The sequence below is a fragment of the Flavobacterium sp. genome (assembly GCF_044377315.1).
Taxonomy (GTDB): domain Bacteria; phylum Bacteroidota; class Bacteroidia; order Flavobacteriales; family Flavobacteriaceae; genus Flavobacterium.
This window is the reverse complement of record NZ_JBILJG010000029.1, coordinates 26,218-37,078: the sequence shown is the minus strand read 5'-3', so window position 1 is coordinate 37,078 and position 10,861 is coordinate 26,218. Positions and strand designations below refer to the sequence as shown.

13 protein-coding genes are annotated in these 10,861 nt (G+C 30.9%); 7 read left to right on the top strand and 6 right to left on the bottom strand.

The annotated features are described in order from the left end of the window. Nucleotides 1–208 precede the first annotated feature (208 nt). The 3 genes from ACIQ66_RS09630 to ACIQ66_RS09620 all read right to left on the bottom strand — a co-directional run bounded on the left by ACIQ66_RS09630 (nucleotide 209) and on the right by ACIQ66_RS09620 (nucleotide 2,596). Nucleotides 209–1,162, bottom strand: coding sequence for a transposase (locus tag ACIQ66_RS09630; RefSeq protein WP_396212592.1), 954 nt, complete (start codon nucleotides 1,160–1,162; stop codon nucleotides 209–211). Nucleotides 1,163–1,175: 13 nt separating this feature from the next. After that, nucleotides 1,176–1,538, bottom strand: a complete 363-nt coding sequence (locus ACIQ66_RS09625; protein WP_396212591.1) for a transposase — start codon at nucleotides 1,536–1,538, stop codon at nucleotides 1,176–1,178. Between the two features lie 194 nt (nucleotides 1,539–1,732). Further along, complete coding sequence (locus ACIQ66_RS09620; RefSeq protein ID WP_396212590.1) at nucleotides 1,733–2,596, bottom strand: alpha/beta hydrolase; 864 nt, start codon at nucleotides 2,594–2,596, stop codon at nucleotides 1,733–1,735. 77 nt (nucleotides 2,597–2,673) lie between these two features. On the opposite strand from ACIQ66_RS09620, the gene ACIQ66_RS09615 reads away from it, so the two are divergent. The 4 genes from ACIQ66_RS09615 to ACIQ66_RS09600 all read left to right on the top strand — a co-directional run bounded on the left by ACIQ66_RS09615 (nucleotide 2,674) and on the right by ACIQ66_RS09600 (nucleotide 5,594). Next, entirely contained in the window at nucleotides 2,674–2,832 is a 159-nt protein-coding gene (locus tag ACIQ66_RS09615) for a maltotransferase domain-containing protein (protein WP_396212589.1), read from the top strand. A gap of 90 nt (nucleotides 2,833–2,922) precedes the next feature. Further along, complete coding sequence (locus tag ACIQ66_RS09610) at nucleotides 2,923–3,351, top strand: deoxycytidylate deaminase (protein WP_396212588.1); 429 nt, start codon at nucleotides 2,923–2,925, stop codon at nucleotides 3,349–3,351. A 53-nt stretch (nucleotides 3,352–3,404) separates the two neighbouring features. Beyond that, on the top strand, nucleotides 3,405–4,016 hold the full coding sequence (locus tag ACIQ66_RS09605; RefSeq protein ID WP_396212587.1) for an outer membrane beta-barrel protein: 612 nt from the start codon (nucleotides 3,405–3,407) through the stop codon (nucleotides 4,014–4,016). Further along, complete coding sequence (locus tag ACIQ66_RS09600) at nucleotides 4,017–5,594, top strand: S41 family peptidase (RefSeq protein WP_396212586.1); 1,578 nt, start codon at nucleotides 4,017–4,019, stop codon at nucleotides 5,592–5,594. A 90-nt stretch (nucleotides 5,595–5,684) separates the two neighbouring features. Here the strand turns inward: ACIQ66_RS09600 and ACIQ66_RS09595 are convergent, their stop codons facing one another. The 3 genes from ACIQ66_RS09595 to htpG form a co-directional block, all read right to left on the bottom strand. Next, a complete protein-coding gene (locus ACIQ66_RS09595; protein ID WP_396212585.1) occupies nucleotides 5,685–6,149 on the bottom strand; it encodes a hypothetical protein in 465 nt (154 codons plus the stop codon). Between the two features lies 1 nt (nucleotide 6,150). Beyond that, entirely contained in the window at nucleotides 6,151–6,552 is a 402-nt protein-coding gene (locus ACIQ66_RS09590) for a DUF2721 domain-containing protein (RefSeq protein WP_396212584.1), read from the bottom strand. Nucleotides 6,553–6,786: 234 nt separating this feature from the next. Beyond that, nucleotides 6,787–8,673 carry a molecular chaperone HtpG gene (gene htpG / locus ACIQ66_RS09585; protein WP_396212583.1) on the bottom strand — a complete coding sequence of 629 codons (1,887 nt, stop codon included), beginning with the start codon at nucleotides 8,671–8,673 and terminating at the stop codon, nucleotides 6,787–6,789. A 175-nt stretch (nucleotides 8,674–8,848) separates the two neighbouring features. Here htpG and ACIQ66_RS09580 point away from each other — a divergent pair, with 175 nt between their 5' ends. From ACIQ66_RS09580 to ACIQ66_RS09570, 3 genes are all read left to right on the top strand, one after another. Beyond that, on the top strand, nucleotides 8,849–9,325 hold the full coding sequence (locus ACIQ66_RS09580; RefSeq protein WP_396212582.1) for a lipocalin family protein: 477 nt from the start codon (nucleotides 8,849–8,851) through the stop codon (nucleotides 9,323–9,325). Between the two features lie 18 nt (nucleotides 9,326–9,343). Beyond that, nucleotides 9,344–10,033: an OmpA family protein gene (locus ACIQ66_RS09575; protein ID WP_396212581.1), complete on the top strand. Its 690-nt coding sequence runs from the start codon at nucleotides 9,344–9,346 to the stop codon at nucleotides 10,031–10,033. Between the two features lie 154 nt (nucleotides 10,034–10,187). Beyond that, nucleotides 10,188–10,859 carry a TetR family transcriptional regulator C-terminal domain-containing protein gene (locus ACIQ66_RS09570; protein WP_396212580.1) on the top strand — a complete coding sequence of 224 codons (672 nt, stop codon included), beginning with the start codon at nucleotides 10,188–10,190 and terminating at the stop codon, nucleotides 10,857–10,859. Nucleotides 10,860–10,861 lie beyond the last annotated feature (2 nt).

Below are 10,861 nucleotides of genomic sequence, written 5' to 3'. Positions count from 1 at the left end.
CTGCAATTTGTGGGAGAGTATGTCGCCGCCTTTTTTTAGAAAACCCTATCCAAATCGGATAGGGTTTTTTTGTTGCTAAAAATTTTTAGAAAAAATTAATTAAAGATTGTCGAACAGAGAAGTTAAGCCCGCCTGCGCAGATGGTACTGCAATTTGTGGGGATCAATCCTAAAACGGATCAATCCTAAAACCTGTGGAGCAACAAAATTTAAGCATAAATATTTGTTAGTCTAAAAAGGAAGAGTTCTATATTTCTTACACCTCTGAATTGGGATCTAAAAGCTTTTATTTTTGCATTAAATGATTCTGCCGAAGCATTAGTACTTCTGTTATCGAAATAGTTCAATATGGTTTGATAGTGATTTATTATTGTTCTTGATATTGTATTGAAGGACTTAAACCCAGATTGATTTACTTTTTCGTGCCATTTGGCCAATCTAGCAAAGCCTATTACCTTATCTGTTGTTTTTTCAAAGATGTTGCGCAGGTCTTGTGTTAGATTGTATGCTTTTTGAATATCGGGATACAATTCAAACAATAAATTAGCGCGCTCTATTTGGTTTGACGACCATTTTGATTTGTTTTTGTACAAGAAATAACGACTTCTAGCCAGTAATTGCTTGAGAGTATCTCCATTGCTCAAAACTTCGGCTTCGAACTTTTTCTTACTTTTCTTGGCTTTTTCTATAGCCTCGTTTTCTTGGTCTATGGCTTGCCATCTGTATTTGATTCGGATTTCTTGCAGGGCTTCCGTGGCTAGTTTTTGAACGTGAAAACGATCAGTAACACGCGTTGTATTTGGAAAACATTTCTTGGCGATTAACCCCATATTTCCTGCCATGTCCAAGGTGATTTCTTTGACCAGATTTCGTTGTTTGAGAGGTATTTTTTCAATGATTGCAATTACTGTCTCAGCTTTTGTTCCAGCAACCATTGCCACTATAGTTCCTTTTCTGCCTTTAGCACTATTGTTGGTTAAAACGGTATAGAGTTCACCATTGGATAAGGAGGTTTCGTCTATTGATAGACGTTTACCTATATTTTCGGGAAAAATAAGCCAATCTTTTGCATGTGGTTTTTGATTCCATATTTTAAAATCACTTAAGAAATCCTTGTACTGATGTTGTAGATTTTTACCACTTACACCATAAAAAGAAGCAATTGCTTTGCAGTCATTAGGCTTGGAATCTATTGATCTCTTTTAAAAAAGACGCAAACTCTTGTGTTATCCGAGTTCCGTCTGCTACTAAATTCCAATCTCTAAAAACAACTTGTCCAGTATTTTCGTTGAGCCATCTCCTGCGAGTGATATGAAGATATACTTGATGTCCACGAATTGGAAAATCTTGAACGGTTATCTCATCAAAGAAGCCTTTGGAGCTTAACTTATCTTGACGATATTCTTTAGGAATAGAATTAACCTCTTTTAAGTAAAGATGAAGTATTTCTTCTGCTTTTTTATAGGAAGTTAATTCGAAGTATTCAACAATAATTTCGGGTAATAATAATTTGATAAGTTCGCTATATGAATCTTGCATTTCTTTAGATTTTTAAAACACAAAAATCAACTTTTTAATATTTCCCCACAACTTTTAGACTTGATCCTTTAATTGGGTATTATACATTTTGGATTAGTAGGCCAGCAAATTTTTCTTCCTAAAAATGTAATAAACATTCCAATTTTTTCACATTTTTTTTTGAGGGTCATTGTTTTTTTTAAACAATTTCATAATTATTTTTTTATAAATTCATCAATTCTTTTTATTACTTCGGTATTTCCTAAAATTTTACGATGACCTAACTCTTTCGTTATTATGATTTTACTGTTTTTTAGATGCTCGTGGATGTGATATGCTGCTTTGACATTAACGTCTAAATCATTTTCATCGTGAATTATTAAAACAGGAATAGAAACTTCTTTAGCAGCATTTGAAGCAGAATAATAATTCATTTCTACTCGATATTTTTCCTCGAAATGATCTCTTAATTTGATTCCAATTTCTTTTTTCAATTTTAATTTCATAATGAAATCATCAATAATATCTTGAATAATATCGCCACTCCCAATGATTACAGCTTTTTTAATTTTCAGATTTTCTCTAATTGCATTCAAAATAGACATACCGCCAAGTGAATGACCAATTGCGTGTTCTAACGGTCCGAATTGTTTTTCTAATTCCAAAATAGAAGCAATAAAATCAATCATTATTGAGGAATTTCCTTTAGATTTTCCGTGAGCAGGCGCATCAAAACTTATTGTTGAATACCCCAAATTCAATAACTCATCTGCAATCTTAACTAATTGAGTTCCTCTGCCAGACCAACCGTGAACTAATAAAATTTTTTTTTCACTTTTCCCATAATGATAAACTACAATTTCTTTATTTATTCTAGGAACGAGAACTATTTCTTGAATACTTTCTTTGTCCATATGAAATTCACGTTTCGGAATTTTATGTTTTATTGGTGTAGTGAATAATTTTGCTGCAAAGTTTGTTGCTAATTTTGTTGAAATTACCTCTAATAGTTTAGCTGTAATCAGTATTACCTTCGGAATTTTCAATGTTTGGGCTTGTATCTCTTTATTTTTTGACATTTCAATAAAATTTTTAATGCAAGTTACTTTAATTTGTCTTTTTTTTATACATTCGACATCATTAAATAAAAGTTAAAATGCAAAATCAAAAACGCGTACTAATTGAAAATGTATTACCACAATTAGACAATGATGTATTTTTTATTAAAAGAATTGTAGTTCAAAAAGTTACTATAACAACTGATGTTATTTCAGATGGGCATTATGTAATGGAAATTGCCGCTTTTCTTTTCTAATCTATTAACTTAAAAGATTTAAAGTGATTTTCACTACAATCAATGCATTACAGTAAACCATTTGAACATAAATCAATTTTTCAAAACACTATGATAGAAAAAAAACAAGCCAAATACGACAAAGCCTATTTACGAATGGCATCCGAATGGAGCAAACTTTCTTATTGCAATCGCAAGCAAGTTGGGGCCATAATAGTTAGAGATAGGATGATCATTTCTGATGGTTATAACGGAACACCTTCTGGTTTTGAAAACTGCTGCGAAGATGAAGAAGGTTTGACCAAATGGTATGTACTTCACGCCGAAGCTAATGCCATTTCTAAAGTTGCCAATTCAACACAATCGTGTGATCAAGCTACTTTGTATATAACTCTTTCTCCATGCAAAGAATGCAGTAAACTTATTCACCAGTCTGGCATAAAACGTGTTGTGTACCAAAACGGCTATCGTGATACTTCTGGAATTGATTTTCTAGTAAAAGCAGGTGTAATTGTAGATCAAATAAAAGAATTAGATTAGAGCTGATGAAATATATACTTAAATTTTTCGTTTAATAGATTAAGATCATTTTTATGAAAAATATATTTATAATTATTTTTTTTTCTAACACTATTTTTTCACAAGAGGCAGAAGAATTTGTTGTCAATCCAAGAAACAATTGGTTTTTTGGTATAGAAATTGGAAATAATAAAATTACCTCTTTTTCATTTGATGAACCAAAAAACTATTTTCAAGTCGGTTTACTTGCAGAATATTATTTTGCAAAACATTGGAGTGCAACAGCTCGTGTAAAGTATTTTAAAACTGGATTGTCATTTATAAAAAGTGCTTCTTATGGCACATTTAAAGGTGCTGTAATATCAGTTCCTTTAAATATAAAATGGGAATATAGAATAGTTAAAAACTTTTCTGGAAATTTTAAACTTGGTATTGCATTGAATAATGAAGTAGAAAGTAATTATGACTATTCTCAAAATTCTAAAACCGATTATGACAAATCGTTTACAAGTTTTAATTCAGGTTTAGGGTTTAATTATTTTTTAAATAAAAAAATGTCTATTTATGGTGAATATGAATCCTATATTTGGGGAAATGATAGAGATGAAAGTGATTTTTTAGAAATTGAACCTAATTCAACAAATAATAATTTAATTAATTTTGGAATAAAGTATAATTTTAAATAAATGAGAATCCATAACAAACATATTCCAACCTTACTTTTCGGTGCTTTAGCCATCGGAATTCTTATTGGTGGTGTTTTAGATTTTCCTATTGATAGAAATTATTCGGGTCAAAAAAATTATAAAACCAAACTCAATAAACTTATTAGTTTTATCGATAATGAATATGTTGATGCTGTCAACACCGATTCTATTGTAGATTTAACAGTTACTAATATTCTGGCACAACTCGATCCACATTCGGTTTACGTGCCACCAAGCGAGCAAGTTGCCGTAACCGAAAGTATGCGCGGGGATTTTGTAGGAATCGGGGTTAGTTTTTACATGTTTAACGATACAGTAGCCGTTATTCAACCAATAGAAAACGGACCATCGGCAAGAGCTGGCATAAAAGCAGGTGATAGAATTTTATATGCTGATAATTATAAACTTTATGGCAGAAAATTACCAACTGATTCACTTTTTACCAAGCTTAAAGGCGAAATAGGTTCAACAGTTGAGTTAACTGTTTTTAGAAAAACCGAAAAAAGAGAATTCAAAGTCAAAGTTAATAGAGATATTGTGCCTTTAAAAAGTGTAGATGTTGCGGTTTTAGTTCAACCTAACTTGGGTTACATAAAAATAAACCGTTTTGCCGAAAAAACCGATGTTGAATTTAAAGAAGGTCTGCAAAAATTAATTCAACAAAAAGCCACAAGCTTAATAATCGATTTGCGTGAAAATGGTGGAGGTTATCTTGAAACAGCTATCGAAATTGCGGATGATTTGCTAAAAGATAAAGAGTTAATTGTTTTTACTAAAACCAAAAAAGGAAATACCGATAAAACGTTTGCAACAGCCGACGGACTTTTTGAAAAAGGAAAAGTTTATATTTTAATTGATGAAAATAGTGCTTCTGCAAGTGAAATTCTAGCTGGTGCTATTCAGGATAATGACAGAGGAATTATTATTGGTCGTCGCTCATTTGGAAAAGGATTGGTACAACGCGAAATGAATTTTGATGACGGTTCTGCTGTTCGTTTGACAATTGCAAGATATTACACACCAAGTGGACGTTCTATTCAAAAACACTATAAAAAAGGTGAAAATGAAACCTATTTCAACGAATTTGAGAAACGTTTTAGAGAAGGCGAATTATATACTAAAGACAGCATAAAAACAGCCGATACATTAAAATTTAAAACCAAAAAAGGACGAATTGTATATGGCGGTGGCGGCATTGTACCGGATGTTTTCGTACCAATAGAAACCCAACACAAACAAGAAGCTATTCTGTATCTAATGCAATCGGGAATTACGGGACATTTTGTTTTTGAGCAAATTGACAGTAATCGTCGTCAATTTAAAGATTTGACGTATCAGGCATTTTTAACTAAAATAGATAAAACCGATTTGTATTTTAATAATTTCAATACTTATTTGGTAAAAAACGGTGTTGAACTTTCTTTGCAAAAAAACAAATCAGTTGTAAAAAGATACATCACAGCCGAATTTGCCAGACAACTTTATGGCGAACAGAAATACTTTGAAATTATCTTGAAAGAAGATCCAATGATTAAGGCAGTTTTGTCTAAAAAATAGAAAATTCCGCAAAAAAATATTTTCTACGGGATTTGCTCCAAATTAACTAACCAATAGTAAGACTACGAAAATCTGAAAAGGTTTAATTGTTTATTGAATATAATCTGCCAACAATTTCAATTTGTAAAACAAGTTAGAAAACTGAAGTGATATATTGCTTTTTTCAAGATTGTTAAGCGAATCGTAGTAGTTTTTCTGAATTCGTAAATCTTCTATTTTTTCATCAATATTTTTAAATAACCAGTTACAATCTTTACCAATAAAGCGTAAATTTCTTTTGTCATAAATATCGGTTTCTTCAATTTTTCCAGCTTTTATGGAGTTGAAGGTAAAGCGTTCTTTTCTAGCAGTTTGAATGGCTTCATTGTGCAACAAATCAATTAGTTTGTCAAAATTAATTTTTTTGGTTTTGCTAGCAGTTTCAAATGCTTTTATGTTCAGTCGCAATTCACGAATCAAAGCGTCTTTAGTGGCACGATTGTTTTTGACCAAACTTCCTAATCCTGTCAGTAATTCAGGTATACTTTTTAGGATTGATAACCATTCTATTGCCATTTTACTCTTTTTTAGAATCTAACAAATCACTCAAGTGAACACGCAAAGCCGTAACCGAAATACTGATTTCCCAAAAAGAGATTCCTAATGAAATAAGAAGACACAACAAACTTGCTCCAAAAAAATAAATTCCAATGATCTGCATATCTATAAACAAAACTAACATAGCAAAAACAGATAAAAACAAACTTAAAACGCCAAAAAGTTGCATGTATCTTATGAGAGTAAGTCGCAAGTTTAGATTCTTAATTTCTAGTAAAATACTTTTGTTTTCTTTTTCATCATACGTTTTTTTTAATCCGCGAACAATTTGCGCAATTGTTAAAAACCTGTTGGTGTATGCTAGAAGGATTAGCGATGTAGCAGAAAAGAGTAGCGCAGGAGTTTCTATATTGAGTGTCATGATAGGTACGAAGTTTGATTTAGGTAGTACGAAGTTACTAAATTATTATCTTCTCGCACTATAAATAGCTTCTCAAATTTATATTATTAGCATATTTTGTTATAGTATTGATATCAGAAATTTGCCAAGGACTAAGTTCAAAATTGTATAAACACTTTTTTTGATAAATATAAAAAAACCTGCAAGTTTTCACTCACAGGTTAAATCTTCCAGCTTCCAGCATCAAACTTCCAACTATTTAATCAACTCAAAACTTCTCTTTACAAAAGCAGTCAATTCTTCGCCTTTTAATAATCCTTGAGAGATTTTGGCTAAATCTAATGCTTGTTTTACCAAACTTTCTTGAGCCGATTTGTCTTCGTTTTTCAAGATTGTTGTGGCTAATTCAGAGTTGGTGTTTACAACCAGATTGTACATTTCTGGCATATTTCCCATTCCGAACATGCCGCCACCGCCAGTTTGGCTCATTTCTTTCATTCTACGCATAAATTCTGGTTGTGTGATGATAAATGGCGCAGCATTACTATCTAAAGCTTCCATTTGAACCGAATACGTTGGTTTTGGGACAATTGCTTCGACAACCGTTTTTAGGTTTTCTTTTTCGTCGTCAGATAGTTTAGAGATTTGTGTTTCTTCTTTTTTGATTAAATTATCAATATGGTCAGAATCTACACGAGTAAACGTCATTTTTTCGTTATCGCCTTCCAATTTTTGAATTAAATGCGAAATAATTGGCGAATCTAATACTAAAACTTCATATCCTTTTTCTTTGGCAATTTCAATATAACCGTGTTGTGCTTCTTTGTTTGATGTATAAAGAACAACTAATTTTCCATCTTTATCTGTTTGATTTTCATTAATTGCTTCTTTCAATTCAGCTATAGTGTAGTATTTGTCATTAACTGTTGGATATAAAACAAAATCGCCTGCTTTTTCGTAGAATTTAGGTTCAGAAAGCATTCCGTATTCTAAAACGATTTTAATATCGTTCCATTTTTTTTCAAAATCTTCACGGTTTTCGTTGAATAATGCTTTTAGTTTATCGGCAACTTTACGAGTAATGTAATTTGAAATTTTCTTTACATTACTATCAGCTTGTAATCCAGAACGAGAAACATTTAACGGAATATCTGGCGAATCAATCACACCTTTTAGCATTCCTAAAAATTCTGGTACAATTCCTTCTACATTATCCGTTACGTATACTTGATTTTGGTATAACTGAATTTTGTCTTTTTGCATTTGTAAATCAGCTGACATTTTTGGGAAATACAAAATTCCTGTCAGGTTGAATGGATAATCAACATTCAAATGAATATTAAAAAGAGGTTCTTCAAATTGCATTGGATACAATTCGTGGTAGAATTTTTTATAATCTTCATCGGTCAAATCTACAGGTTGTTTTGTCCACGCCGGATTTGGATTATTGATGATATTATCAACTTCAATTTCTTCTGGTTTTACATCTTCGGTAGCACTTTCTGGCAATGGAAGTGTTTCTTTTTTTGTTCCAAATTTAATTGGAATAGGCATAAACTTATTATACTTATTCAACAATTCTCTTATTTTGAACTCTTCCAAAAATTCTAATGAATCTTCAGCAATATTGAGAATAATTTCTGTTCCACGAGAAGTTTTGTCATGAGCAGTTAACGAAAATTCAGGGCTTCCATCACATGTCCAATGCGCTGCTGGTTCGTCTTTGAATGATTTGGTAATAATTTCAACTTTTTCGGCAACCATAAATGCAGAGTAAAAGCCTAGACCAAAATGCCCAATAATACCTGAATCTTTGGCAGAATCTTTATATTTATCTAAAAATTCTTCGGCGCCAGAAAAAGCTACTTGATTAATGTATTTTTCAACTTCATCAGCTGTCATTCCTAATCCTTGGTCGATAATATGAAGTTTTTTGCCTTCTTTATCAATTTTCACTTCAATTATTGGATTACCATATTCAACTTTTGCTTCGCCAATACTTGTTAGATGTTTTAGTTTTAATGTGGCATCAGTCCCGTTTGAAACCAATTCTCGCAAGAAAATTTCATGATCGCTATATAAGAATTTCTTGATTAAGGGAAAGATGTTTTCTACCGAAACATTAATTTTTCCTGTTGTCATAATTATTTTTTTTTAAATTATTTTGATTTATTTTATTAATTCAAATAAGATACCAATTTTGTTAACGTGACAAATTGTCGTTTAAAGTTATTTTCTTATATTTAATCGATGATTTGGGAGCATTTATTTTAATCATTCGTATATTTGTAAACTTATAAAATTAAAAATTTTAAACATGAAAAAAATTATTTTATTAATTGCGTTTTCAGTTTTTGTGGTAGGATGTAAACCAAAACAACAGGTTACAAGCACAAAAGTTGATAATAAATCTGAAAGAGTAATAAAAGGTGATTGGACTATTACATCTGTAACTTATCCAGGTTCTGAAGTTATTAAAGTTAAAGTATTTGAATTAGCTGATTCTAAATGTTTTGTTGGAAGTACTTGGCGGTTTATATCAAACAATAATGCTGGTTCTATGGCATTGAGTGCTGCTGGTTGTAATTCTTATTCTTCTGATATTAGTTGGTATATCAATAAAGACGGAAAATTTGTATTGAAATTTTTGGATGAAGAATTAAAAGCAAAGAAAGTTAAACAAGGTTATATACTTACTGTAGCTAATCAAACAGAAACTTCTTTCCAATTACTTGACGGAATAGATGTTGGAAAAAAAAGGGTAAATCTTGTTTATCAGTTTGAAAAAAAATAATTTTATAATAAAGAAAATATGAAAAAAATAATAGTAATTGCTCTAATTATAATACTTGCTGTTAGCACAGTTTTTACTAGTTGTGAATCAGTAAAAAACACTAACAAAACACAACGAGGGGCAGCATTAGGAGCTATCGCCGGAGCTGTTTTAGGTGGGGTTATTGGTAATAATGTAAAAGGAATGAATACCGAAATGGGAGCTGTTCTTGGAGGTGTAGTTGGAGGTGTAGCCGGCGGTGTTATTGGAAACAAAATGGATAAACAAGCTCGTGAAATTGAAACAGCTTTGCCTGGCGCTCAAGTTGAAAGAATTGGGGAAGGAATCAGACTAGTTTTAGGTGAAAATGCAGTTCGTTTTGACACCAATAAATCAACTTTGACAGCAGCTGCTAAAGCTAATTTAGATAAGCTAGTTCCAGTTTTTAAGAGTTATGCTGATACTGATATGATTATTTACGGATACACTGATATTACTGGAAAAGCTGATTTTAATTTAAAACTTTCTGAACAAAGAGCTATTACAGTTGAGAAGTATTTAGAGTCTAAAGGTTTAAATATGTCAAGATTTAAGATGGTAGGAATGGGTATTGCCGATCCAATTGCAACAAATGATACTCCGGAGGGAAGAAGTCAAAACCGTCGTGTAGAATTTGCAATTACTGCAAATGAAAAAATGATTGAAGATGCTAAAAAAGAAGGAAACTAATTTCTGAAAAAATATTGTTTTTAAAAAAGCGTTCATTAGGTTGGACGCTTTTTTTGTTTCATTTTTTTTGAACAACATTTAACAAAACATTTTGTTTAGTTCAAAGCATTGATTCTCCAACAATTATTAATTTTACAAAAAAAAAATATATATTATGGAAGCTACTAAAAAAACAACTTCTAAAAAGAAAGTTATTAACGATGACTTTATAGTAGAAAAATATATGAATCAGGTTTTAGAAAAAAATGAAGAACCTAAAAATGTATTTATTTTTTGTAAAGATATTAAAATAGATGAAACCGAATTTTATACTTTTTTCGGCTCGTTAGATGCTTTACGACAAGAAATTTGGGTTAAATTTTTTGAAAATACACTTGTCGCTATTCAAAAAGAAAAAGAGTTTGAAACTTATTCTGATAAAAATAAGCTATTGACAATGTATTTTACTTTATTTGAAATACTTACTCTCAATAGAAGTTATGTTCTTTTTGCTTTGCATGAAAATAAAGAAGGATTGAAAAATCTTAAAAGGTTGAAAGGAATACGAAGTCACATGAAAGATTTTGTTGAAACAATTATTGATACTGAATCTTCTGAAATTAAAGACAAGGTTTCTAAAATAACAAAACCGATTTTTGCAGAAGGTGCATGGATTCAGTTTTTGTTTTTACTAAAATTTTGGATGGATGATACTTCTAAATCATTTGAAAAAACAGATATATTAATTGAAAAATCAGTCAATACAGTTATCGATTTATTAAATACCAAACCACTAGAAAGTCTGTTTGATTTGGGTAAATTTCTTTGGAAAGAAAAAATGAACTAATT

Bases quoted from the DNA above. Each gene is read 5' to 3' on its own strand.
- ACIQ66_RS09625 (WP_396212591.1), bottom strand. From the start codon at position 1,538: ATGCAAGATTCATATAGCGAACTTATCAAATTATTATTACCCGAAATT.
- ACIQ66_RS09620 (WP_396212590.1), bottom strand. From the start codon at position 2,596: ATGTCAAAAAATAAAGAGATACAAGCCCAAACATTGAAAATTCCGAAG.
- ACIQ66_RS09615 (WP_396212589.1), top strand. From the start codon at position 2,674: ATGCAAAATCAAAAACGCGTACTAATTGAAAATGTATTACCACAATTA.
- ACIQ66_RS09610 (WP_396212588.1), top strand. From the start codon at position 2,923: ATGATAGAAAAAAAACAAGCCAAATACGACAAAGCCTATTTACGAATG.
- ACIQ66_RS09605 (WP_396212587.1), top strand. From the start codon at position 3,405: ATGAAAAATATATTTATAATTATTTTTTTTTCTAACACTATTTTTTCA.
- ACIQ66_RS09600 (WP_396212586.1), top strand. From the start codon at position 4,017: ATGAGAATCCATAACAAACATATTCCAACCTTACTTTTCGGTGCTTTA.
- ACIQ66_RS09595 (WP_396212585.1), bottom strand. From the start codon at position 6,149: ATGGCAATAGAATGGTTATCAATCCTAAAAAGTATACCTGAATTACTG.
- ACIQ66_RS09590 (WP_396212584.1), bottom strand. From the start codon at position 6,552: ATGACACTCAATATAGAAACTCCTGCGCTACTCTTTTCTGCTACATCG.
- htpG (WP_396212583.1), bottom strand. From the start codon at position 8,673: ATGACAACAGGAAAAATTAATGTTTCGGTAGAAAACATCTTTCCCTTA.
- ACIQ66_RS09580 (WP_396212582.1), top strand. From the start codon at position 8,849: ATGAAAAAAATTATTTTATTAATTGCGTTTTCAGTTTTTGTGGTAGGA.
- ACIQ66_RS09575 (WP_396212581.1), top strand. From the start codon at position 9,344: ATGAAAAAAATAATAGTAATTGCTCTAATTATAATACTTGCTGTTAGC.
- ACIQ66_RS09570 (WP_396212580.1), top strand. From the start codon at position 10,188: ATGGAAGCTACTAAAAAAACAACTTCTAAAAAGAAAGTTATTAACGAT.